General features: G+C 65.5%; 18 protein-coding genes. 12 read left to right on the top strand and 6 right to left on the bottom strand.

Features of this window, described 5'->3' with window-relative positions; translation table 11 throughout:
• Window positions 1-300: 300 nt before the first annotated feature.
• From BLP96_RS06600 to BLP96_RS06615, 4 genes are read left to right on the top strand one after another with little or no spacing between them, the layout of a single operon-like run.
• Window positions 301-1,809: a COG3014 family protein gene (locus BLP96_RS06600; RefSeq protein ID WP_089684354.1), complete on the top strand. Its 1,509-nt coding sequence runs from the start codon at window positions 301-303 to the stop codon at window positions 1,807-1,809.
• A gap of 55 nt (window positions 1,810-1,864) precedes the next feature.
• A complete protein-coding gene (gene lpoB / locus BLP96_RS06605; protein ID WP_089684357.1) occupies window positions 1,865-2,464 on the top strand; it encodes a penicillin-binding protein activator LpoB in 600 nt (199 codons plus the stop codon).
• 9 nt (window positions 2,465-2,473) lie between these two features.
• Complete coding sequence (locus BLP96_RS06610) at window positions 2,474-3,865, top strand: DUF6844 domain-containing protein (protein WP_089684358.1); 1,392 nt, start codon at window positions 2,474-2,476, stop codon at window positions 3,863-3,865.
• Window positions 3,865-5,154 (top strand): CsgG/HfaB family protein, encoded by a 1,290-nt coding sequence (locus BLP96_RS06615; RefSeq protein ID WP_089684360.1) that lies wholly within the window; start codon window positions 3,865-3,867, stop codon window positions 5,152-5,154. The genes BLP96_RS06610 and BLP96_RS06615 overlap by 1 nt, the downstream gene beginning before the upstream one ends.
• A gap of 88 nt (window positions 5,155-5,242) precedes the next feature.
• Here BLP96_RS06615 and BLP96_RS06620 read toward each other — a convergent pair whose 3' ends face one another.
• The 5 genes from BLP96_RS06620 to BLP96_RS06640 form a co-directional block, all read right to left on the bottom strand.
• On the bottom strand, window positions 5,243-7,066 hold the full coding sequence (locus BLP96_RS06620) for a methyl-accepting chemotaxis protein (RefSeq protein ID WP_089684362.1): 1,824 nt from the start codon (window positions 7,064-7,066) through the stop codon (window positions 5,243-5,245).
• A 149-nt stretch (window positions 7,067-7,215) separates the two neighbouring features.
• On the bottom strand, window positions 7,216-8,196 hold the full coding sequence (locus BLP96_RS06625; RefSeq protein WP_245682182.1) for an OmpA family protein: 981 nt from the start codon (window positions 8,194-8,196) through the stop codon (window positions 7,216-7,218).
• A gap of 192 nt (window positions 8,197-8,388) precedes the next feature.
• Window positions 8,389-10,902 (bottom strand): EAL domain-containing protein, encoded by a 2,514-nt coding sequence (locus tag BLP96_RS06630; RefSeq protein ID WP_089684366.1) that lies wholly within the window; start codon window positions 10,900-10,902, stop codon window positions 8,389-8,391.
• Window positions 10,903-10,936: 34 nt separating this feature from the next.
• Complete coding sequence (locus BLP96_RS06635) at window positions 10,937-12,715, bottom strand: putative bifunctional diguanylate cyclase/phosphodiesterase (RefSeq protein ID WP_245682183.1); 1,779 nt, start codon at window positions 12,713-12,715, stop codon at window positions 10,937-10,939.
• Window positions 12,716-12,771: 56 nt separating this feature from the next.
• Window positions 12,772-14,427 (bottom strand): methyl-accepting chemotaxis protein, encoded by a 1,656-nt coding sequence (locus BLP96_RS06640; RefSeq protein ID WP_089684368.1) that lies wholly within the window; start codon window positions 14,425-14,427, stop codon window positions 12,772-12,774.
• Window positions 14,428-14,686: 259 nt separating this feature from the next.
• Here BLP96_RS06640 and BLP96_RS06645 point away from each other — a divergent pair, with 259 nt between their 5' ends.
• Window positions 14,687-15,055: a flagellar protein FlaG gene (locus BLP96_RS06645; protein ID WP_089684370.1), complete on the top strand. Its 369-nt coding sequence runs from the start codon at window positions 14,687-14,689 to the stop codon at window positions 15,053-15,055.
• Window positions 15,056-15,088: 33 nt separating this feature from the next.
• Here BLP96_RS06645 and fliE read toward each other — a convergent pair whose 3' ends face one another.
• Window positions 15,089-15,418, bottom strand: a complete 330-nt coding sequence (fliE, locus tag BLP96_RS06650) for a flagellar hook-basal body complex protein FliE (RefSeq protein WP_089684372.1) — start codon at window positions 15,416-15,418, stop codon at window positions 15,089-15,091.
• 300 nt (window positions 15,419-15,718) lie between these two features.
• Here fliE and fliF point away from each other — a divergent pair, with 300 nt between their 5' ends.
• The 7 genes from fliF to fliL all read left to right on the top strand — a co-directional run bounded on the left by fliF (window position 15,719) and on the right by fliL (window position 23,179).
• Window positions 15,719-17,497 carry a flagellar basal-body MS-ring/collar protein FliF gene (gene fliF, locus BLP96_RS06655; protein WP_089684374.1) on the top strand — a complete coding sequence of 593 codons (1,779 nt, stop codon included), beginning with the start codon at window positions 15,719-15,721 and terminating at the stop codon, window positions 17,495-17,497.
• A complete protein-coding gene (gene fliG, locus BLP96_RS06660) occupies window positions 17,494-18,504 on the top strand; it encodes a flagellar motor switch protein FliG (RefSeq protein ID WP_089684376.1) in 1,011 nt (336 codons plus the stop codon). Before fliF ends, fliG begins: the two co-directional genes overlap by 4 nt.
• A complete protein-coding gene (locus BLP96_RS06665; RefSeq protein WP_089684378.1) occupies window positions 18,497-19,246 on the top strand; it encodes a flagellar assembly protein FliH in 750 nt (249 codons plus the stop codon). The genes fliG and BLP96_RS06665 overlap by 8 nt, the downstream gene beginning before the upstream one ends.
• 12 nt (window positions 19,247-19,258) lie before the next feature.
• Window positions 19,259-20,653, top strand: a complete 1,395-nt coding sequence (gene fliI, locus BLP96_RS06670; RefSeq protein ID WP_176761475.1) for a flagellar protein export ATPase FliI — start codon at window positions 19,259-19,261, stop codon at window positions 20,651-20,653.
• On the top strand, window positions 20,650-21,108 hold the full coding sequence (gene fliJ, locus BLP96_RS06675) for a flagellar export protein FliJ (protein WP_089684381.1): 459 nt from the start codon (window positions 20,650-20,652) through the stop codon (window positions 21,106-21,108). The genes fliI and fliJ overlap by 4 nt, the downstream gene beginning before the upstream one ends.
• A 19-nt stretch (window positions 21,109-21,127) precedes the next feature.
• Window positions 21,128-22,552, top strand: coding sequence for a flagellar hook-length control protein FliK (locus BLP96_RS06680; protein WP_176761476.1), 1,425 nt, complete (start codon window positions 21,128-21,130; stop codon window positions 22,550-22,552).
• 150 nt (window positions 22,553-22,702) lie between these two features.
• Window positions 22,703-23,179 carry a flagellar basal body-associated protein FliL gene (fliL, locus tag BLP96_RS06685; protein WP_089684383.1) on the top strand — a complete coding sequence of 159 codons (477 nt, stop codon included), beginning with the start codon at window positions 22,703-22,705 and terminating at the stop codon, window positions 23,177-23,179.
• Window positions 23,180-23,181: the final 2 nt, after the last annotated feature.

The following is a 23,181-nucleotide window of genomic DNA, read 5'->3' on the forward strand; positions in this document are numbered from 1 at the left end:
GCTATTGCAGTTGGATGCGTTCAGCCATGGCTCTAGCTGAACGGATTGACGGCCTTTGAATCCTAGGTTGCATGAAAAATGCCTAAAGTTCCCTGAGGCTAAGTCGATATAGGTTTTGAGGCTCAGGAAGACGCCTCGAGGCCATGACCAGGGATCGGCAAGGCGCCAATGCGCGCTCCCCTTACCTGGCAACGTATCAGCAGTTGCCTCCCCATACGTCATCTTGCGCGTCTTCCTGCCTACCACGCCCCCACCGTCGGAGAACGGTCGGGCACGCTTGACGCTACGCAAGGGAAACGTATGACACACACGATCAAGGCTCTGGCCGTCGCCACGCTGGCGCTGGGGCTGAGTGGCTGCGCCGCACACCAGCAGCGCAGCCAGATGGAAGCCTTCAACGCTGCCTGGGTGCAAGGCGATTACCTGGGAGCCGCTGCGACCATGGAGGCCACGGCCACGCTGACGGGCGGCGACAAAGCGGAAGACAAGCAGCTACTCGAGCTGCTGCATCAGGCAGAAGCCCACCGCCTGGCCGGCGACACGACTACAGCGATCAGCCTTTACGATCGCGCCGAAACGGGCATGAAGCTCGATGACACCACCGGTCTTGCCGCTGGGCTACTGGAGGGGGGCAAGTCGGTACTGCTCAACGACGCCGAGCGCGACTATACGCCCATGCTCGCCGAAACGGTGCTGGTCAACACCTACAAGGGGCTCGCTTTCCTGCAGGAAGGCAACGGCGACCATGCACGCATCGAGTTCAACCGCGCCGACGACCGTACCCGCCGAGCAGTGGATACCTTCGCCGAGGAAATCGCCGCCCAGCAAGAGGCGATGGACGAAGAAGCGGACGACCAGCAGCAATCGATCAGGCAGAGCCTGGAAAGCGACGAACTTCATGAAAGCATCGCCGACAACTATGGCGAGACCTCGCAGTGGAGCGTCTACCCCGAGTTCATCGTGCCCTCCGCCACCTACCTGCACGGTCTCTTCTTTCTGGCCAGCCGCGATGCCGGCGACCTGGAGCGCGCGGCCACTTCGCTGAAGCGCGTTGCCGAGATGAGCCCCGGCAACCGGACACTGGCTGCCGATGCCAAACTCGCCACGGCACTCGCTGCAGGCAAAGAAACGCGAGAGGCCCTGGGCAACCAAGTATGGGTAGTCTATGAGAACGGTCTTGGCCCGGTAGCCGAGGAAACGCGCTTCGACGTACCGCTGCTGCTCTTCCACGGCAATGCGACTAGCCCCGCCTACACCGGCATCGCCCTGCCCCGCTATGCCAATCGTTCTGCGGTGAGCGAGCCCCTTACCCTGCGCGACGACAACGGCGAGACGATCGTTCCAGAGCCTTTTTCCGAGATGGGCAAGGTGATCCACACCGAAATGCAGGCACGCTTCCCGGCCGTGCTGGGCCGCGCCGTGGCCTCCGCGGCCATCAAGGCGCTGATCCAGAATGCCGCCGCAGAAGAGATGGGTGCCGTGGGTCAGCTCGGCACGGCGTTGTTCGCCGCCGCCACCACCCAGGCCGACCTGCGCAGCTGGCAAGCCATTCCCGATCACTGGCAAGTCGCCCGTGTGGCCCGTCCCGACTCCGGCCGGCTGACGCTCGAAGCCGATGGCACGGCCCTGGGCGAACTGAACCTGCCCGATTGGCCCTACACCCTCGTCTACGTCAAGCGTCCCAGCGCTCACAGCCCGGCACAGGTATCGCTGATCGACCTACAGGGCGAGCACGGCGGCGAACAATTCTCGCTGCACGGCACGCCGAGCGACAACGAAACCGACGAATTGGTCGCAGACGCCACCTGACCGGGAACCGCGGCCATCACACCGATTTCTTTTCATCCATCCAAGGAATGACACCATGAGACTCCCTCTCATCCTGCTCGCCAGCCTGGCCCTGCTGGCGGGTTGCGCCACCACCCCGCGCTACGTGGACCCCGCCAACGACGACGGCCCAGTCAGCATGGCGCTGGATTATCGCGACTTCGAGAACGCCGCCCGCCGCTCGGTGGATTCCATGCTCGAGAGCGGCGCTGTGGACAATCCCAACGGCGGTCGCTACGTGCTGGTGGTCAGCCGCATCGTCAACGACACCATGCAACGCCTGGATACCGACCAACTGGTGAAGAAGATCCGCGTCGATCTGCTGCGCTCCGGTCGCGTGGTGACCACCACCGCCGTGGGCATCGATGGCGCCGAAGACGAGATGAACATGCTCTCGCGCACCCTGCGCGACTCCGACGAATTCGATCAGCGTGGCGTGCAAAAGAAAGGCACCCTGCAGGCGCCCGACCTGAGCCTCTCCGGCAAGATCCTGCAGCGCAACCGCAAGGTGGGTCGTGAACAGCAGGTGGAGTACTACGTGCAGCTCTCCCTCACCGACCTGGCCACCGGCCTGGCGCTGTGGGAGGACGAGACCCAGGTCATCAAGCGGGGCTCCAACGCCTCGGTCAGCTGGTAAGGAGGCCCCATGTTCGAACGCACGCTGAAACCGCTGACTGCCGCCATCGCGCTTGCCCTGCTGCTGCCGGCCACCGCAACGGCTCAGGAGCTGGCCGAGCAGAGCCGTGCCGCGCAAACGGACGCCGCCGCCACCCCACCCTCGCCGTTCTATGCCATCGACGAGGTCTCCCAGAGCGACGAGAAGATCCAGGCGTTCTTGCAAGATCGCGGCTGGGTACAAGGCGAGTCGGCCAACAACCCGGCGGGCGGTACTCTGGTCGTCGCCTCGGCGGACATCGCCATGGACCCCACCAGCATCGACTTCAGCCAGGCACGCCTGATCGCCACCGAGGAGGCCTTCTTGCAGGCCATGGGCGAACTCGTCTCACAGGACTCGGTGAACATCGGCAAGAGCATGGCTGACCGCTTCATGCAGAACGGCCTGCCGGAAGACGTGGCCGACACCAGCAACCTCGCCGACTTGGGCGAAGCCCTGGCGAGCCGCCTGGCCGAAGCCTCGGTACAGACCCTCAACAAGGTGATCGAGGAGCTCGGTGGCGATGCCAGCCAGCTCCCCCAGCTCAACCTGGCTGAGCGCAAGCAGCTGATCTATGACGAGTTCGTCACCGACACCACCTGGCGCGCCATGGGCGAGCTCTCCGGTATCGGCATCTTCGGCGTCATCGAGGAAGTGGGCGGCGATGGGCCGGTCGACAACGGCCGGGTGAGTGTTGTAGTCGTCAAGTCGGCGCGCTTCAGCGAGTTCGGCCGCCAGTTGCGCACCGGCGACGTGGCCCCGGGTCAGGCGATCCCGGTGGAGAGCATCCAGGCACGCCTGGCGCCCCAGCTCGAGGAAGGCACGCCTATGCTCGGCTACTTCGGTGTGCAGCCGATCGTCGACGGCGAGGGCCGCTACGGCCTGCTCTCCTTCGGCATGGGGGCGCCGGCCCTGGTGCGCGGCAGCATGGACGAGTTCGCCATCAGTGCCGAGCTCGAAGCGGCACGCACCAGCGCCCAGATGATGGCCGACGGTTGGCTCGCCCAGTTCGCCAGCATGACCGTGCAGGGCCAGAAGGAGAGCACCAAGCGCAAACTGCGCGAGCAGGTACGCGAGACCCGCGGCGACGGCAGCTCGCGACTTCTCACCGAAGAGGGGGTGGGCCGCATGGTCAACAGCGTCCTGCGATCCGAGGCCGACGCCCATCTGCAGGGCGTGCAGACCGTCGGGCAGTGGAACACCAGCGATCCCAGCACCGGCCACCCTTATCTCGGTTACGTGAAGTACTGGTCGCCGGGCACCTCGGCCAAAGCCCAGGGATTGACCGCGCGTGACGACACGGCCGAAAGCGCTTCCAGCAACGGCACGGCGCCGAGCACCCCGGCGAGCTCGCGGGCCACCGGCTCGTTCGGAGAGTGGTGATGGGCAGTTTCAGAACGACCCTGCGGCTGCTGCTCTGGTTGCTGGTCGCTGCCCTGCCGCTGACCGCCCAGGGGGGCCTACAAACCCGCGTGGTGCAGGCCGAAGCCACGGGCGTAGATCGCGAAGAGGCGATCTTCAACGCTCTGGGCGAGGCCGTACGCCAGGTGCACGGCGCCCAGGTAGACGCCAGCCGCGAGCTGCGCCGCTCGATGAACCGTCTCTCGGTTCGCGACGGCGACGGACGCGAAGCCTCGGTCACTCATGAGTCGCAGGTGGAAAACGGCACCAAGGTACGCAGCCAGGGGCTGATCAGCGGCTATGACGTGCTCGAGGTAGCCCCTGCACCCGGGGGTGGTCAGTTGGCTCGACTCGAGGTGCGTGTGCCGGTGTACCGTGTGCCCGGCGCCGGCGCCCAGAGCAACCGCCGTCGCCTGGCCGTTTACCCGGTGGAGATCGACACCGCCCAGCTGAGGCTGGGAGGTGAAACGCTTGCCACTGGCGACGTCTCGGCGCGCCTCACCCAGTCACTGGTGCAGGCACTGGTCGGCTCGCGGCGTTTCAACGTGCTCGATCGCGACATGCAGCAGGCGATCCGCGCCGAGCAGGCGTTCGTCGCCTCGGGTCGCGTGCCGCTGGCCGAGAAGGCCATGCTGGGTCGCAACCTGGGCGCCGACTACCTGGTGGTCACACGCCTCACCGAGCTCGACATGGTTCTGCGCGAGGTGGCCAACCCGATCACCGGAGAGCGCTCGCACGAAGGCGACGGCGTGGCCACGCTGGAGGCGCGCGTGGTGATCCCGGCCACCGGCCAGATAATGTGGAGCCACACCCTGAGCACCGATCTCGCGGAGCTGGGTATCGACAGCCCTGCCAACGGGGGCTTCGCCCAGCGGGTTTTCGATGCCCTGGGCAGCGAGCTCACCTTCCGTGCGCTGAACGTGATCTACCCCGTGCGCGTGGTGGAGAGTCGCGGCAACGAGATCGTGCTCAACCAGGGCGGCGTGATCGTCAAGCCCGGCCAGCGCTGGGCGGTATACGACATCGGCAAGACCTATTCGGATCCCTACCACGGCGAGAGCCTGGGACCGCGGGAGTCTTGGGTAGCCGACGTCGACATCACCCGCGTGGCCGACAAGGTCGCTCATGCGCGAATCGTCAGCGGCGCAGTGGAGGGCAATGGCCAGGTGCTTCGGCGCGTGGACGCTACCGGCAAGGCCACTCGCGAAGCCGAACGGGAAGCGGTGCGTGGCACCCGTGAGCGGGTCTGCCTGCCCATGGATCCGTGCTGATAGCGACGACTTCCATCGGCTCCACAAGACGACGGGCCAGCGGCAATGCCGCTGGCCTGCTGCGTTTCGACCGATCGGCTACGGCGGCTTACGCCTGCACCGGCCGTGTCTCGCTCAAGGTGAAGCCCCCCACCGCTTCGGCCAGACGCTCGGCCTGATCCTTGAGCTGCTCGGCGGCGGTGGTGGATTCTTCCACCAGAGCGGCGTTCTGTTGGGTCATGCGGTCGAGCTCGGCCACCGCCACGTTGACCTGGCCGATGCCGTCGCTCTGCTCGCCGGCGGCCACGCTGATCTCGCCCAGCACCTCGGCCACGCGGTTCACGCTGGCCACCAATTCCTGCATGGAGCTGCCAGCCTGGCGCACCAGTTCGGTACCGGCGGTGACCTTCTGGCCGGAATCGTCGATCAAGCCACGAATGTCGCGCGAGGCCTCGGCACTGCGAGTGGCCAGCTGGCGCACCTCGCCGGCCACCACGGCGAAGCCCTTGCCGTGCTCGCCGGCACGGGCGGCTTCCACGGAGGCATTCAAGGCCAGCAGGTTGGTCTGGAAGGCGATGCCATCCATCACCTTGACGATCTCGGCAATGCGCTGTGACGAGTCGGTGATCTCCTCCATGGTCGATACCACGCGATCGACCACGTCGCCCCCCTGAGAAGCCATCTGCACGGCCGATTGCGACAGCTCGTTGGCCTGACGCGAGGACTGAGCGGTATGTTCCACGGTGCCGGAGATCTCCTCGATGGAAGCCGAGCTCTGCTGCAGGCTGGAGGCCGCGTTCTCGGTTCGCCGCGACAGATCCTGCCCGCCGGTGGCAATCTCGCCGGCCGCCACGTTGACCGACTCGCTGGCATCGCGAATGGTCAACATCACCCCCTCCAGCCTCGAAACGAAGGCGTTGAATGCCGCGGCGATCTCGGCCACCTCATCCTTGCCATCCTCGGGCAAGCGCCGGGTCAGGTCGCCCTCCCCACTGGAAATATCGATCATGGCACCGCGCACCGTCTTGAGGCGACGGAACATCACGCGCAGCAGCGCGCCCAGCACCAGCGTCGCACCGCCGGCGACCACCAGCAGCGTGATCGCCGAGGTGCCGAGCACAGCACGCAGGCCGGCAGTGGCCTCGTGATCGTCCAGGGCGACCACCAACTGCCAGTCGGTGCCCGCTACGTCGGCGCTGCGCAGGCGCTTGGTCTCGTCGCCCAGTGCGACCTCGACGGGCTCGCTCGTCTCGGCAAGCTCAGCGAGACGCGTGGCATCCAGGGTGGGCGCCAACTCGGTGGTCGAGGCGAGGCTGAGCGCCGGATCGGGATGCGCCACCAGAGTTCCGTCGGCAGTGGTCAGAAAACCCAGACTGGAGGGCGTCGGGGCGATCTCGGTGACGATGTCGACGATGTCGGTGATGACGATGTCGCCCCCGGCCACGGCCTGAAGCTCGCCATCGTCATAGAAAGGCGTGGCGATGGTCACCACCAGATCGCCGGTCTGCGCATCCGCGTAGGGTGCGGTGACGATGGTTGCTTCGGCCTCCACGGCGGCCTGGTACCAGGGCCGCTCCCGCGGGTCGAAGTCGTCGCCGGGCTCCCAACCGTCGGAGAAGATGGTGCTGCCGTCGCGGGGATCGCCGAGATAGACGGCCAAGAAGTCGCCGGACTGTTCGACGAGCTCGAGGTCGCCGAGGGAATCGTCGATGTCGTCGCCGACGCGCAGCGCTTCCATCATGGAGATACGCGTAGCGAACCACTCGCTGATGGCCTTGGCATTGCCTTGGGAAACGGCGGTGAGATTGCGGGCCACCTGATCGTCGTTGTGCGAGCGCACCGTCAGAAAGTTGGCCAGGCCATTGGCCAGCAGCGCCAGGACGATGACCACCACCGTCGCCAGCAGGATACGGAGTCGTAGGGATGTAGGCATGCGAGGATCACTCATCGTTGGGGAAACACTGCACAAATGTCTGCGCGGGCAAATCGTTCAGCGCTTCCTTGGAGGCAAAGGATGCCACCCGCGGGTGCCACGGGCATGAGTGACGTTCTATCGGCAGGCAGTGGAGTGACTTGAGGGGGTCACCGCGCGTGGATGATCACTTCCACGCGCCGATTGCGTGCCCGCCCCTCGGCGGTATCGTTGTCGGCCAGCGGCCGGGTGTCGGCGAGCCCCACGGCACGCAGGCGGCGGGCATCGACGCCGGCTTCTTCGAGAGCATGGACGATGGCGATAGCCCGAGCGCTGGAGAGCACCCAGTTGGACGGAAACTCTTCGGTATCGATGGTGCGGCTATCGGTGTGCCCCTCTACCGCCACTTCGCCATCGTGACGCTGGACGATCTCGACCATGCGCTGCACCAACGCCTCGCCGTCGTCGGTGAGCTCGGCCTCGGCGGTGGGGAACAGCCACTGATCCTCGACGCGCAAGCGAATCCCTTCGGACACGCGCGAAACCGCCACGCCTTCGAGATCGGGCATGTAGGGTGCATTCGCCAATCGCTCGGCAAGGGTTTCGGCTCCGGCTATCGCCTCGGGAGAAACCTCGCGCATGCCTTCGGGAGGGCGATCGGTGAGCACCAGCAGGAAATCGGCCGACGGGAGGTCGAGTGCCGTCGCTTCCGGCACCAACGGCTGTGGCAACAGAGACTGGGGCGAGACAGTGGCCAGCCAGTTGCTGGGCGGCGGGGGCTCGGTTGGCGAATACGCAACCCTTGGCAATGCTTGCCGCGCCAGCATCGGTGGCGGCTGAGTACTGGGTGGCCTCGGCGGCAACCCGGCAACGCCCAGGGCAGCGGAGACGGCCCCGTTGGCGAGCCAACCTTCCGGTGGCGGATCCTGTGTCGGTCGTGCGGCCAGCACCCGCTCCAGCCGCTCGGGCAGCGGCACGCTGAGCGGGCCGGGCTCCTCCACAACGCTGGCGGACGGTGAATCCGCCTCGTCGCGTCGTTCGGCAAACGACAGCGTGAAGATCAGCACCAGCAGGGCCACCAGAAGCGTCATCACATCGAGGTAACCGATCATCCAGCCGCCCTCTTCCTCGTCGCCAGGCTGCGAGGGCATGAGGGACTCGTGGCGCAGGGGGCCGCGATGATCGCTGCTGCCGGTGAATGCGGATCGGGTCATGGGGCCGTGATGTACGCGAAACAGCCAACTAGCCTACTGGCATCGGCTGCCAACCGAAAGCGCAATTTGCGCTGCCTTGGCGGCGCTGCTCAGAGGCTATTTCGCCCGAGAAGACATGGGGAAGCCAGGCTAGGCGTTGGCGTGCTGTCGGCTGGCCAGATGACTGCGCGCGAACCGGGCCGCTGTCACCGGGTAGCCGAGCAGGAAGCCCTGCAGCAGGTCGACCGGATAGCGGTCCAGCGCCCGGCGCTGCGCTTCGGTTTCCACCCCCTCGGCAACCACGCTGAGCCCCAGTTCGTGAGCCATGCCCGTCACCGCGGCGACGATGGCGGCGCTGCCCCTTTCGCCTTCGCCCAGGCGCTGGATGAAGCTGCGGTCGATCTTGAGGGTGGTCACCGGTAGATCCTGTAGATAGCTCAGCGAAGAGTAGCCGGTGCCGAAGTCGTCGATGGCCAGGCTGCAACCGAAGTCGCGCAGCCCCTGAAGCAGTTTGGTGGCCTGCTGCTGCTTGTCGAGCAGTGTGCTCTCGGTGATCTCGAAACCCACCAGGCCCGGCGGTAGGCCATGCGCCTCGAGCATGGCTGCCACCTGGCCGGGCAGGTCGTTGTGCCAGAACTGGCGGGCAGACAGATTGACGGCTACCGGCACCGGCTCGCGCCCTTCACGTTGCCAGGCAGCCAACTGGGCACACACCATCTGCAGCACGCGCTCGCCCAACGGCACCATCAGTCCCACTCGTTCGGCCAGCGGGATGAAGTCGCCGGGTGCGACGCTACCGAACAGCGGGTGATGCCAGCGCACCAGCGCCTCGGCGCTGTGCAAGCGGCCGCCGTCACGCTCGAACAGCGGCTGATAGTGGACCTCGATGCCTTCCCCGGTTTCCAGGCTGTTGCGCAGCGCCGTCTCCAGCATCAGCTGCCGGTCATCCTGCTGGTTCATCTCGATACGGAAGAAGCGGTAGGCGTTGCGCCCCTCCTGCTTGGCGCGATACATGGCCGTATCGGCGTCGTGAATCAGCGCTTCGGCGCTATCGGCATCGTCCGGGTAGAGGCTGATGCCCAGGCTGGCGCCCACCCGGAAGCTGTGCTCGCCAATCTGGCTCGGCTCGCTGACCGCCTCGATCAGGCGGCGGGCAATGCGGGTCGCCTCGTCGACCTCTTCCAGATCGGGCAATAGCACCAGGAACTCGTCACCGCCCAGGCGCGCCAGGGTGTCGTCCTCGCGCAGGCGGGTCTGTAGACGCTCGGCGATGACCACCAGCAGCTCGTCGCCCATGGCGTGACCCAGGGTGTCGTTGACCTGCTTGAAGTGGTCCAGGTCGAGGAAGATCACCGCCAGCCGCGACTGGTTGCGGTGAGCGTGACGAATCGCCAGTTCCAGGCGGTCCTCCAGCAGACGGCGATTGGGCAGGCCCGTCAGGGCGTCGTAGTAGGCCAGTCGCTTGATGCGCTCCTCGTTCTCGCGAATGTGGGTGATATCGTTGAACAGTGCCGCATAGTGGGTGGTATTGCCTTCCTCGTCGCTGATGGCGGTGATGGTGAGCAGCTCGAGATAGAGCTCGCCGCTCTTGCGGCGGTTCCAAATTTCGCCTCGCCAGTAGCCACAGCGCTGCAAGGTATCCCACATCTGCCGGTAGAAGGCGGCATCGTGGCGACCGGATGAGAGAATCTGCGGCGTACGCCCCACCACTTCCTCCACGGCGTAACCGGTCATGTGGGTGAACGCCGGATTGACGAACTCGATGCGGGTTTGCGCATCGGTGATGATGATGCCCTCCAGGGAGGAATCGATCACCCGTTCGGCCAGCTGGAGATTGTGACGCGATTGCGCCAGGGCATGGTCGCGCTGCTCCAACGCCTCGCGAAGATCCTGCAGGTAGAGCTGCTCGGCGCCGGCCAGCATGTCGCGAAAACCGAGCAGACCGACGATCTCGCCGGCATCGTCGAGCACTGCCAGATGACGAACGCGATTGTCGAGCAGGCTGTCCCGCGCAGCAATCAAGGTATCGCGCAGGTGCACGGTCAGCAGCGGCCGGCTGACCAGCCCGTCGATCGGCGTATTGCCGGGGTACCGAGCCACGAAGCGCACCAGGTCGCGCTCGGTGAGAATGCCCAGCTCTCCGTCGACGCAACGCACCACGGCAGCATCGCCGCCGAGCTCACGCATCTGGCTAGCGGCCTCGGAGAGCAGTTGGCTGCCCATCAGCACCAGCGGACGCTGATGCATGGCGCCCTGGACTTCACGCAGTCGCAGGTACGGCTCGAGCCCCTGGTTGAGTGCCACGTCGGTCTGGGTGAGGATGCCCCGCGGCGTTCCCCGGTCGTCCACCACCAGGAAATGACGACGGCCCTCGGCGGCGAAGCGCATGGCCGCTTCACCCAGCGGCGTGGTGAGAGGCAGACTGACGACCGGCTGACTCATCATCTCGCCGATGGGACGCCGCACGCTGGCGGGATCGGAGAAGTCGACCGCCAGCGCATCGTGCTCGGTCCAGATGCCCAGCGCCCGTCCCGCCTCGACGACGACGATGGAGCTGCACTGCCGCTTTGCCATGCGCTCCGCGGCTTCGCACAGCGGCGTGGAGGGCTGGCAGGTGAGCAGACCGGTCTGCATGATGCGTTCGATGGGCAGTTCGTGGCTCATGAGGCCTCGCTGGAGTATCTGAGTCGCTGGCCAATCACACGAGGTGAGAACCGTCGATGGGCCGCTGGAGGTCGGCCCATTCCTGACGCAACGGCCACTCGTCCAACCACTTGGGCACGTGCGTGGCCGGCATGGGGCGCGCGATGCCGAAACCCTGGGCCAACGTGCAGCCGACCCGGAACAGTGCGCGGGCATGTTCCAGGCTTTCCACGCCTTCCGCCAGCATGGCGCGGTCGAAGCGGTTGGCCATGTAGATGATGCTCTCGATGATGGCCATGTCACCGGGATCGGTGAGCATGTCGCGCACGAAGCTCTTGTCGATCTTGATCAGGTCGACCGGCAGCTGGCGCAGGTAGGTGAGCGACGAGAAGCCGGTGCCGAAATCGTCGATGGCCACGTGAACGCCCAGGGTCTGGCAGCGGCGAATGACGGCCATGGCCGTATCGACATCATGCATGGCGGCGGTTTCCAGCACTTCCAGATTGAGCAGCCGTGCCGGCACCTGCGGATTGCCCTCGAGCAGCACGGCAAGACGCTCGGGAAAGGCCTCCTGGAGCAGGTGGGCAGGCGAGATGTTCACGCTCACCGGCAAGGTGATGCCCGCCTCGCGCCAAGCCTGCAGCTGACAGAGGGCCTGGGACAGCACCCACTCGCCCAGGTCGACTTCCAGCGACGTGCCGGCGATATCGGGCAGAAACTGCCCCGGGGCGAGCAGTCCCTCCTGCGGATGCTGCCAGCGTACCAGAGCCTCGACACCGACCACCTCGCCACTGGCCATGTCCACCTGGGGCTGATAATGGAGACGCAGCTCGTCGCCATCGATGGCCTGGGCAAAGCGCCGACGCCGTTCTTGGCGCACCTGAAGGGCCTGGTCCAGATCCGGATCGAAGCAATGGTAGGTGTCGCGGCCGCGCTGCTTGGCGCGGTACATCGCCTGGGTGGCATGGCGTAGCAGTACCTCGCCGTCCACGGCATCGCACGGATAATGGGTCACTCCGAGACTCGCCGACATCCGGACCGACTGATCGCCGATCAAGATGGGCTGGCGAATCGCGCACTGCAACCGATCGAGGAAGGCGTGTTCGGCACGGCGATGCATGACCACCACGAACTCGTCGCCACCGATGCGCGCCAGCACCTCGTCGCCACCCAGCAGATGGCTCAAGCGCTGGGCCAACGCAGACAGCAACAGGTTGCCGGCCGACTCGCCCAGCCGGTCGTTGATCGCCTTGAAGTGGTCGAGATCGAGAGAGCACACGGCCAGGTCGCCGCCGGTACGCTCGGCATGCTGAATGGCATCCTGAATGAGCTGGGTGACCAACTGCAGGTTGGGAAGACCGGTCAGCGCATCGAAATAGACTTCCCGCCCCGTGCTCTGGGACCTGCCGCTATCCAGCAACGCGGCGAGGTCGGTCACCACGATGACGTGACGCTCGACCGCGCCCATGGCGTTACGCAGCCGGCTCACCGACAACAGCGCGGGACGCCGCTCCCCTGACAGATGACGACACTCCACCTGCACGCGGAATCGGTCATCGAACTCATCGCGCAGCAACGCACTCGGCGAAAGCAGATGATCCGACAGCGGCTGACCGACGAGTGAGTGGGCCGCACAACCGATGAAGTCGCCAAAGGCGCGATTCATCGCCAGAATGCAGTGCTCGGAATCGGTGAGCAGCAGCGCCTCGTTGGCCTGCTCGATATAGTGGCAGCAGTCGGGCAAAGAGGCGCTGGACCAGCTCCCCGATGCCGACGATCCTTCCTGGCCGGCAACAGGGGTCAACGACATCGAACCGACCGCTGGTTGCATCATGAATCCCGCGACTCCTTTCGACCTTTCGACGTGCGTTTCAAAAAACATAAAGCCTATCACAGCGCTTGAGCGGGCAGCGATTCGACCTCTGCCACAACCGGTGCTGCCGTTGCCTCGTTGCCCTCTTCCAGGGTGCGGCGCGCCTGAAAACGCTGCTCGCGACTCACCCATTCGTTGCCCTCGTCGGCCTGGCGCAGCGCCGAAATGGCCACGCTCAACTGATCGACCTGTTCGGCCAGCAGCGTACCCAGGGACGCCGCATGCGACACCCGCTCGGCATTCTGGCGGATCGAGGAATCCATGCCGACCACGGCCTGATTGATCTGCTCGAGGCCGATGGCCTGCTCCCGGGACGCGGTGGCGATCTCGCGAATCAGCGTGTCGATGCCGCTGACCGCTTGTACCACGCCGCGGTTGTGGGTTTCGAGGCTGGCGATGCGACGCTCGCCGACACCGACGTCCTCGAGAGTGGTGTCGATGAGCCAACGCACGTGCTCGGCCGAATCGGCGGAGCTCTCCGCCAGGCGGCGCACCTCTTGAGCCACTACCGCGAAGCCGCGGCCATGAACGCCAGCGCGGGCGGCCTCGACGGAGGCGTTGAGCGCCAGCAAGTTGGTCTGGAAAGCCAGGGTCTCGATCGCCTCGATGGCCTGAGTCATCTTGCCGGCGCTGGCGGCGATCTGCTGCATGCTCTCCACCAGCTCGCTGACGACGAGATCGCTCTCGCCCACCGCCCGGCGCACCTTGTCCGCTTCGCTTTCCGCCTGCTCGGTGTTGGCGGCGTTCTGCTGAACGGTAGTGATCAGCTCTTCCATGCTGGCGGCGGTCTGCTGCAGCGAATCCGACTGCTGCCGGGTATGCGAAGCCAAATTGCGGTTGTCGCGCTCCAGCTCGGTGGTTTCGCTCGACACGGTGTCGAGAATGTCGTGGATGTCCACGGAAATATTGGCCAAGCTGCGCTGCATGATGGCCATGGCGTCGATCACCTGACCCAGGCCATCGCCATTGACCGGCGGCGGCGCTGCGGCCAGGTTGCCCGCTGCCACCTGCATGGCGAAATCTCGCGTGTGCGCCACGGCCGCCGCATGACGACGCCAGGCACCGACCAGCAGCGAAGCCACGATCAGCGCCGCCAACGAGCGCCACTGCCAGGCCAGGACATCGGCTGCCAGCAGACCGCCCCCGGAGACCAGCAGCGCCGCCGACAACCGCCCCTGCAGGCCGCGGGGAAAGCATCGTCGCAGCCGGGCCAGCATGCCGGTACGCACGATGCGCCCGCGTTCGAGGCCAATCCCACGGGCTCGCCCCTCGCGAATGCGCGCGTACGTATCTTCAGCATACGCCTTGTCCTCGTCGCGCGGCTTGACCCGCACCGAGGTGTAGCCCTTGACCTCGCCCTCCTCGACGATGGGCACCACGTTGGCATGTACCCAATAGAAATCGCCGTTCTTGCGTCGATTCTTCACCAGGCCGGACCACACCTCACCCGCCTCGATGGTTTCCCAAAGGTTGGCAAAGGCGATCTCGGGCATGTCGGGATGACGGATGACGTTGTGCGGAGTTCCCACCAGCTCCTCGCGGGAGTAGCCGCTGACCTCGCAGAAGGTAGGAGACGCATAGGTGATGCGCCCCTTCATGTCGGTGCGGGAGATGAGGTTCTGATCCTCCCGTATCACGTACTCGTTGTCCGTCACCGGCTGATTGTCGCGCATCGCTTCCGTGCCCCTGCCTGGCCAATGGGATGTAGCAGACGCTGCATTAGCATTCGCCCACCTGACGTAGCAGGGAAACTAGTCAACCCCTACCCAAGGCGCCATGACCCAGGTCAAGGCCGTGCCAATGCGGCTTGACAGCCTAAGAAAAGCTAGACAAGACAATTAGCCTCTAAAGTTCCCGCTAACGCCGCCGATAACGACAGAAGAGCAGGACTTTGCTTGTGGAACAGACCATAACCAAAAAGGAAACAGCGCCATGACATCGCCACTGTCCGACGCCAAGGGAATTTCCGTATCGTCCGTAGTGCCGGAGGCCACGCCCAGAGAGCGCAAGGAAAACGTGCTGGGTGCCTTGCCCACCGCTGGCGGCAATCTGGCCGACGCTCAGAGCCACGCACAAGCACCTAGCCAGGCCGACCTCGTCGAGCCCGTGCAGCGGGTCAACGAGGTGCTGCGTCAGTACGGCGTGTCTTTCGAGATCAACCAGGAGTCGTCTCGAGTGATCACTCGGATCGTCGATCAGGAATCGGGCGAAGTACTACGCCAGATTCCTCCAGAAGAGGTGCTGGCCATTTCCGAGCGTCTGGAGGAATTCCAAGGACGACTGATCGACCTGGAAGCCTGACGCATCGGGCATGCAGCGGCACGGCAAAGCCGCTCATACCTGCATGTTCATGATGTCCTTGTAGGCCGTAACCAGGCGGCTGCGGACCTGCTTGCCCATCTCGAAGGCAACGCTGGCCTTCTGCAGGTCGACCATGACGTCGTTGAGTTCGACGCCGGGGTCGCCGGCCTGGAAGGCCTCGGCCTGGCTATTGGCGGTTTGCTGCAGTTCGTTGACGCGACGAATCGACGCCTGGAGCTCATCGGCGAAACCGCCCTGCCCCACGCTGGTGGTCACATGCTGTCCCTTATCGGACTGACCGGCAGCCTGGCTGGCGAGGCTTTGCATCTGGGAAAGCGCGGACTCGATGCCTGGTGAACTCATGCGGCGTTACCCCTATCGGCTGTTTCGCGGGCGGGCATAGGTGGAAAGTGTCGCCAGGCTAGCAGCTCCGCCCAGCCGGCCAAGCCCCCAAATGGCACTCAAAAACCTGGCTTTTCCTGCCTTTGGCATGGACGGCGCCTTGGATAATGGCGTCCATCACAAATGCGCCAATGTCCGCGAGCCGAGACGCGTGGCCGGGCGCCATAACAGCGATGGACGGATGCAGTCGATGCCTTCATCTCGAACGAGCAGGGAATTCAGGGTTCACCAGGCGGGCATGGCGCTCTCACGGGGGTGCGCATGAGCAATGGCGCGACGACGCCAAACCGCCAGGATGCCAGCACCAACTCGCAAGCGAATCCCTCGGATCGGGGATCGCTGGAGCGCGTGCTCGCCCCCTTGCGCAACAACCCTCTGGTCGCTCTCCTCATTGGCGGCGCCGCCTTCATCGCCATCGTGACGGCGCTGATCATGTGGGCCCAGAGCCCCGAGTACCGGGTGCTCTACAGCAATCTCAGCGAAGCGGACGGCGGACGCATCATCAGCGAGCTGGACAGCCGTGGCGTGCCCTACCGTTTCAGCCAGGGCGGTCAGGCACTGCTGGTCCCCAGCGATCAGGTGCATGCCCTGCGCCTGCAGCTTGCCGAGCAAGGCCTGCCGCGGGGCGGCAACGTCGGCTTCGAGCTGATGGACAACCAGGCATTCGGAGTCAGCCAGTTCGCCGAGCAGGTGAACTTCCAGCGCGGCCTGGAAGGCGAACTGGCCAGCTCCATTCAGGCTCTCGGCCCGGTCAACCAGGCCCGCGTACACCTGGCCATGGCCCGCTCCTCGGTATTCGTGCGCGACCGCAAACCCGCCGAAGCCTCGGTGGTGCTGACCCTCGAAGCGGGACGCGTGCTGGGCGAAGGCCAGGTAAGCGCCATCGTGCACATGGTTTCGAGCAGCGTCCCCGATCTGGCGGCCGAGGACGTGACCGTCGTCGACCAGGACGGCAACCTGCTCTCGCGCCAGAGCGCTGCCGGCAGCGACCTCGACGGCACCCAGCTCGACTACATCGCCGAAGTCGAGCACTCCTACCAGCAGCGCATCGAGAACATCCTCATTCCCCTGCTGGGCCGCGAGCGGGTGCGCGCCCAGGTTGCCGCCCAGATCGACTTCTCGCGCCGTGAGCAGACCGCCGAGCGCTACGCCCCCAACCAGGCCCCCAACGACGCTGCCGTGCGCAGCCGCCAGTCATCGCTTTCCTACGATGGTGGCGACGATCTCGCCATGGGCATTCCCGGTGCACTCAGCAACACGCCGCCCGGCACTGCGCCCTCCCCCATCGCCACCCCCGACGATGACGCGGGCGAGGACGAAGAGGCAGCCGAAGGCGACGACGGCGAAGGCAATGCGGCCGAGCAGGAAGAGCAGCAGGCGCTTCGCAATCTACGCCAGGACGACGTGGTCAACTACGAGGTGGACCGCAGCGTGGAGCACATCCAGCATCGTCGTGGCCGCGTGGAACGCCTCTCCGCGGCCGTCGTGGTCGACTATCGTGAAGAGCGCAACGACGAGGGCGAATGGGAGAGCAACCCGCTCAGCGACGAGGAGATCGAGCAGATTCGACGACTCATTCGTCAGGCCATCGGCTTCTCTCAGGCGCGCGGCGACGAGATCGAAGTGGTCAACAGCCCGTTCAGCCACAGCGACGACGAGGAAGAAGTCGTCGAGTGGTGGCAATCGCCCGAGGTGCACGCCCTGGCGCTGACCATCGGCCGCTACCTGCTGGTTGCTCTGGGCATCCTGCTCACCTATCTGCTCATCCTGCGCCCGCTGATCAAGCGCTACACCCAGCAGCCGGTACTCTCTACGGCCACGCCGGGCGGCGCGCTGAGCGTGCGGGTCGGCGACGACGAAGCGGGCAACGATGGCGACCAATCGATGGTCGAGGGCGAGGAAGACCGGCCCTATCCCAAGCCCAAACGGCGTCGCAAGTCCTCTGCGTATGAGGACCACCTGACCGAGCTGCGCGAAATGGCCCAGGAGGATCCGCGCATGATAGCCATGATCGTACGCAACTGGATGAACAAGGAATGAGTGCCGCGCCGACCAAAGCCATGAGCGGCATGCGCCGCAGTGCCATCCTGATGCTCGCGCTGGACGAGGACAGCGCGGCCGAGGTGTTCAAGTTCCTGCCGCCCAAGGAGATCCAGCAGCTCAGCATGGAGATGGCCGAGCTCGGTCAAGTCTCCCATGAGGACATGCAGAAAGTGCTGCAGGAGTTCAGCGACGAGACCGAAGAGTTCATCGCGCTCAACCTCAACTCCAGCGAGCACATTCGTTCGGTGCTGACCAAGGCCCTCGGCAGCGAACGGGCCACCAGCTTGATCGAGGACGTCCTCGAGAGCTCAAGCACCAGCTCCGGCATCGACTCCCTCAACCTCATGGAACCCTCCATGGTATCGGAGTTGATCCGCGACGAGCATCCGCAGATTATCGCCACCATTCTCGTCCACCTGGAGCGTCACCAGGCCGCCGACGTGCTCGAGCTGTTCGACGACAAACTGCGCAACGACGTGGTCCTGCGCATTGCCACCTTCAGCGGCGTTCAGCCGGCTGCGCTGCAGGAACTCACCGAGGTACTGTCGGGCATGCTCGACGGCCAGAACCTCAAGCGCAGCAAGATGGGCGGCGTGAGAACCGCTGCGGAAATCCTCAACCTGATGAATTCCAATCAGGAAGAGACCGCCATCGAGACGGTGCGCGCCCACAGCGAGGATCTGGCGCAAAAGATCATCGACGAGATGTTCCTGTTCGAGAACCTGCTCGACCTGGACGATCGCAGCATCCAGCTGGTGCTCAAGGAGATCGACACCAACTCCCTGGTGGTGGCGCTCAAGGGAGCACCGGATTCGCTCATGGAGAAGTTCCTGCGCAACATGTCGCGCCGCGCCGCCGACCTCATGCGCGAAGACATGGAGGCACGCGGCCCCATCCGGGTTTCCCAGGTGGAGGCCGAACAGAAGGCGATCCTGCAGGTGGTGCGCCGCCTGGCCGATGCCGGCGAGATCGTGCTGAGCGGCGGAGACGAGACCTATGTCTGACCGGTCTTCCGCGTCCATCGAACGCAACGGCGCCTGGCAGCGCTGGCGCATGGGCGAGCTGGCACCCGGCGTGCGCCGCCAGTCAGCCGAAGAAGACTCGCATCCTTCGGAACGGGCCCAGCGCGAAGCGGCGAGCCGCCGGGCCGCCGAACGTCAGCGCGCCGAACTTCAGGCCCTGCATGAATCGGTCCGCAAGCAGGCTCGCGAAGAAGGCTATCGGGCAGGCTTCGAGGAAGGCCGGCACGAGGGTCATGCCCAGGGGCTCGAAGAGGGCCGACGGCAAGCCGAGCGAGAGCTCGACGAACGCACTCGTGAAACTCTCGCCCCTCTGACGCCGCTGGCCCAGGCGTTCAGCGAGGCCCTGAACGAACTCGACGAGCAGATCGGCGACGACCTCGTGGCACTGGCCCTGTCGACCGGCAAGCAGCTGGCCGGCGACGCCTTGAAGACGCGTCCGCGCCAGATCCTCGAGCTGATTCGCGCCCTGCTGCACAGCGAGCCGCCAATGACCGGTCAGCAACGCCTGTGGCTGCATCCGCTGGACCACAAGCTGGTGGAGAAGCATTTGGGCGAGGAATTGCAGGCCGCCGGCTGGAAGCTGCAGCCCGACGACCAGTTGACCCGCGGCGGCTGCCGCGTGACCAGTGCCAGTGGCGAACTCGACGCCACCTGGGAAAGCCGCTGGCAGGCGGTCAAATCCCAGGTCCGCCGTCGTACCGCCTCAGCGGACAGCAGCGAGTAATCGGAGAGCACCATGCACGAGGCCGTGGCACACAATCCGCATCGGGCGCGCTGGCAACAGACGCTGGCTCACGTGCGCCAGCGGGTCGAGAGCGTGCCGGCCTACCGCACCAGCGGCCGCGTGCTGCGCGCCACCGGCATGGTCATCGAGGCCGTGGGGCTGCGCGTGGCACTGGGCAACGCCTGTCGCATCGAGCTGCCCTCCCCCGGCGGCAACGAACCGCCCCGCTTCGCGGAGGCGGAAGTGGTCGGCTTTGCCGGGGAAAAACTCTTCCTGATGCCGCTTTCCGAGATCACCGGCCTGATGCCCGGCGCCCGGGTCTTTCCGCTCGGCGACGGTCCCGACCACGCGGCACGCCGTTTCCCTTTGGGGGAAACATTGCTCGGGCGCATCGTCGACGGCAACGGCCAGCCACTCGACGGCCTGGGGCCACTGGAATCCGCCCCGCGCGCTCCGCTGACCTCGCCGCCCCTCAATCCGCTGTCGCGCGCCCCCATCGAAGAGCAGATCGACGTGGGCATACGCGCCATCAACGCCCTGCTGGCCATTGGCCGCGGCCAGCGCATGGGGCTGTTCGCCGGCTCCGGCGTGGGCAAGTCGGTATTGCTCGGCATGATGGCTCGCTATACCCGCGCCGACGTCATCGTGGTGGGCCTGATCGGCGAGCGCGGTCGCGAGGTTCAGGATTTCATCGACAACATTCTGGGCGAGGAAGGCCGCCAGCGGGCCGTGGTCGTCGCCGCACCGGCCGACACCTCGCCGCTTCAGCGCCTGCAGGGCGCGTCCTATGCCACGCGACTCGCCGAAGGGTTCCGCGATCAGGGACGGAACGTCCTGCTGATCATGGACTCGCTGACCCGCTACGCCATGGCCCAGCGCGAGATCGCCCTCGCCATCGGCGAGCCGCCGGCCACCAAGGGCTATCCGCCCTCGGTGTTCGCCAAGATTCCCGGCCTGGTGGAACGCGCCGGCAACGCGGAACGCGGCTGCGGCTCGATCACCGCCTTCTATACGGTACTCACCGAAGGCGACGACCAGCAGGACCCCATCGCCGATTCGGCTCGCGCGATTCTCGACGGCCACATCGTGCTGTCACGCACCCTCGCCGAAGCGGGCCACTATCCGGCCATCGACATCGAGGCTTCCATCAGCCGCGCCATGACGCACATCATCGACGACGAACAGCTCGCCATGGCGCAATCCTTCAAGCAGCTCTTTTCACGCTACCAGCGCAATCGCGACCTGATCAGCGTGGGCGCCTACACGCCCGGCCACGACCCGCAGCTCGATGATGCCGTGCAACGCTATCCCTCGCTGGAGCGTTTCCTCCAGCAGGGCATGCAGGAGAGCGCCTCGATCGATTCGGCACGCGAGCAGTTGGAAAACACCGTGGGAGGCAAGCCATGAGTGCCACCTCACAGCTCGACATGCTCAGCGAGCTGGCGCGCAATGCCCGCGACCAGGCGGGTCAGGCACTGGCGGGAGAGCGCCAGAGCGAACAGCAGGTCAACGCCCAGCTCGAATCGCTGACCCGCTACCGCTACGAATACGCAGAACGCCTGCAGCAGGCGATGCGCAACGGCATCGACCCGGCCAGCATGCACAATTACCAGCAGTTCCTCGCTTCGCTCGACGCTGCGCTGCAGCGCGCTCGCCAGGCCCTGCACGAGCAGCGCCAGCGCGTGGCCCGACGCCAGCATGAATGGCAAGAGGAGCAGCAACGACTCTCGGCTTACGATACCCTGTCGTCACGCCGCGAAGCCGAACGACACAAACGCGAAGCGCGTCGTGAACAGCGCCTGAGCGACGAACTGGCATCGGGACGCTTGTTGCGCGAGCGCAACGCCCCGCGCGAGACCTGAGGTGAATCGGGAGATGGCTATGGACATTCGAATGATGCTGGCCGCCCAGGCGGGCAAGTCCGCACCCAAGATGCAGGGCGGGGCTACCGACACCGGGCAGTTTGCCCAGAACCTGGCCAATGCCGGTCGCCATGGTGGCAACGACCTGGCCAAGCTGGTCAGTGCCGGACAGCAAACCGGAGCCGACCTGGCCACGCTGGCCAAGCAAGCCAAAGCACACGCTTCCGCCGCTCCCCAACCGGGCAAGGCGGGGCAAGCCAATGCGCTGGCCGAAGCGCTGGCGGCACATGGACTCTCCAGCGCTGCGGCCGAAACCCTCCAGGCGCAACTACCCGAAGTCCAGGCGGATCTGGAAGCCATTCGGCAGCGCATCGAGGCGGTCATGGCTGACCGGAGCGCCACCTCCCAGGACGAACTGGTGGAAGCCGCCCCCCTCTCCGATTCCGAACTGGAGGAAGCACTGGCGGCCCTGGTTGACGAGGGAACGCTCGACCCGGCGACGGCCAAGGCCATCGAAGCGGCCATCCAGCGCGACGAAACCGGGCCCCAAACCGCTGACGAAACCACCGTGGCCGCACTCCAGCAAGCCCTGGCCGCCGTGGCCAATGACAACCGTCAGGCTCGAACGGCATCGGCCGGCGAGCGAACCGCCGCGGGTCGTACCGCCTCCACGGCACCGACTTCGCAGCGACCCGATGCCGCTTCGCTGGAGACCCTGCTGGGAAGCCAGCGCCGGGAAGTGCCGGCCGCCGATAACGGCGCCTCACGTCCTGCCGCTCAGTCACTGGATGCCAAGGCCGTCGAAGCGGCACTGATGACGGAGCGCCAGAACGCCATGCCGCGTGGGCTGGGCGGCGAAAGCGGACGCAACGTGACGAACGAGGCGGCATCGGCATTGGCTGGCGGTGCTCTCCCCACCCAGGGTAGTGCGACTTTTTCGCAGAGCATGGCTTCGGCCAACCCCAGCGCTACCGGCGGCACGCCCGGCCAAGCCACTTTGAGCGCTCCCGTTCAGAGCCCTGCCTGGCCGGGTCAACTGGGCCAGCAGCTGGTACAGTTCGCACGCCAGGGTGCTGGCGAGCAGCAGATCGAGATGCGACTGCACCCCGCTGAACTCGGGCCGCTATCGGTGACGCTCAAGATGACCGAGCAGGGCGCCCAGGCGCAGTTCCTCTCGGCCCATGCCCAGGTGCGCCAGGCCATCGAACAGGCGCTGCCTCAACTGCGCGACGCACTGGCCGAACAGGGCATCGACCTGAGCGAGACCTCCGTCGGCGAACAGCGCCAGCACGAGGGGCAAGCCTTTGCGGGCAACGAAGGCGGACGCAACCAGGCTGGCGTCGAGCCGGCTGCCGATGGTTCCGCCGCGGCTGAAGGCATTCCGGCATCCGACGGCGTGGCCACCGAGATGACGCTGAACGGCCGTGTGAACCTCTATGCATGAGGCGCACCATCATCGCTGGCGACGATGAAAACACGAGATGGCGGCGTTCGCGTGGCGTGTTTTCGCCATCGCCATCATGATCGCCAGGACACAATGGCGATTTTTCGCACAACGACTCTTTAACGACAATCGATCACGAAAGGCAGGGCAATGGCAAACTCGAAGGGTGGCTCTTCCAAGCTTCTGTGGCTACTGCTGGTGCTGGTTCTGCTCTCCAGCACGGCGGCAGGCGTGGCCATCTACATGGTGATGAGCGACGAAGGCAATGCAGACGACAACAACCTCCAGTCGCAGCAGGTCGAACGTCGGTCGCCCATCTTCGTGACCATCGACCCCTTCACCGTCAATCTCGCCGATGACCGCTACGGCTCGCGGCTGCTGTATGCCGGCATTTCACTGAAGGTCGACAACGAGGAGTCGCGCACTCTCCTCGAGGAACACATGCCCCAGGTGCGCAGTCGACTGCTGACGCTCTTCTCGGGCAAGCAAGCCCAGGATCTGACCTCGCCGGAAGGCAAGCGCCAGCTCTCCCAGGAAGTCATCGCAACGCTTTCCGAGCCCCTCACCGAACGGCAGCCTCCCCTGGAGATACGGGAAGTCCTGTTCACCGAGTTCATCGTCCAATAGCG

The sequence above is a fragment of the Billgrantia gudaonensis genome, assembly GCF_900100195.1.
Lineage (GTDB): Bacteria > Pseudomonadota > Gammaproteobacteria > Pseudomonadales > Halomonadaceae > Halomonas > Halomonas gudaonensis.

What these genes read in the sequence shown, in the direction of transcription:
- BLP96_RS06600 (WP_089684354.1), top strand. Translation starts at nt 301, where the DNA reads ATGACACACACGATCAAGGCTCTGGCCGTCGCCACGCTGGCGCTGGGG.
- lpoB (WP_089684357.1), top strand. Translation starts at nt 1,865, where the DNA reads ATGAGACTCCCTCTCATCCTGCTCGCCAGCCTGGCCCTGCTGGCGGGT.
- BLP96_RS06610 (WP_089684358.1), top strand. Translation starts at nt 2,474, where the DNA reads ATGTTCGAACGCACGCTGAAACCGCTGACTGCCGCCATCGCGCTTGCC.
- BLP96_RS06615 (WP_089684360.1), top strand. Translation starts at nt 3,865, where the DNA reads ATGGGCAGTTTCAGAACGACCCTGCGGCTGCTGCTCTGGTTGCTGGTC.
- BLP96_RS06620 (WP_089684362.1), bottom strand. Translation starts at nt 7,066, where the DNA reads ATGCCTACATCCCTACGACTCCGTATCCTGCTGGCGACGGTGGTGGTC.
- BLP96_RS06625 (WP_245682182.1), bottom strand. Translation starts at nt 8,196, where the DNA reads ATGCCCTCGCAGCCTGGCGACGAGGAAGAGGGCGGCTGGATGATCGGT.
- BLP96_RS06630 (WP_089684366.1), bottom strand. Translation starts at nt 10,902, where the DNA reads ATGAGCCACGAACTGCCCATCGAACGCATCATGCAGACCGGTCTGCTC.
- BLP96_RS06635 (WP_245682183.1), bottom strand. Translation starts at nt 12,715, where the DNA reads ATGATGCAACCAGCGGTCGGTTCGATGTCGTTGACCCCTGTTGCCGGC.
- BLP96_RS06640 (WP_089684368.1), bottom strand. Translation starts at nt 14,427, where the DNA reads ATGCGCGACAATCAGCCGGTGACGGACAACGAGTACGTGATACGGGAG.
- BLP96_RS06645 (WP_089684370.1), top strand. Translation starts at nt 14,687, where the DNA reads ATGACATCGCCACTGTCCGACGCCAAGGGAATTTCCGTATCGTCCGTA.
- fliE (WP_089684372.1), bottom strand. Translation starts at nt 15,418, where the DNA reads ATGAGTTCACCAGGCATCGAGTCCGCGCTTTCCCAGATGCAAAGCCTC.
- fliF (WP_089684374.1), top strand. Translation starts at nt 15,719, where the DNA reads ATGAGCAATGGCGCGACGACGCCAAACCGCCAGGATGCCAGCACCAAC.
- fliG (WP_089684376.1), top strand. Translation starts at nt 17,494, where the DNA reads ATGAGTGCCGCGCCGACCAAAGCCATGAGCGGCATGCGCCGCAGTGCC.
- BLP96_RS06665 (WP_089684378.1), top strand. Translation starts at nt 18,497, where the DNA reads ATGTCTGACCGGTCTTCCGCGTCCATCGAACGCAACGGCGCCTGGCAG.
- fliI (WP_176761475.1), top strand. Translation starts at nt 19,259, where the DNA reads ATGCACGAGGCCGTGGCACACAATCCGCATCGGGCGCGCTGGCAACAG.
- fliJ (WP_089684381.1), top strand. Translation starts at nt 20,650, where the DNA reads ATGAGTGCCACCTCACAGCTCGACATGCTCAGCGAGCTGGCGCGCAAT.
- BLP96_RS06680 (WP_176761476.1), top strand. Translation starts at nt 21,128, where the DNA reads ATGGACATTCGAATGATGCTGGCCGCCCAGGCGGGCAAGTCCGCACCC.
- fliL (WP_089684383.1), top strand. Translation starts at nt 22,703, where the DNA reads ATGGCAAACTCGAAGGGTGGCTCTTCCAAGCTTCTGTGGCTACTGCTG.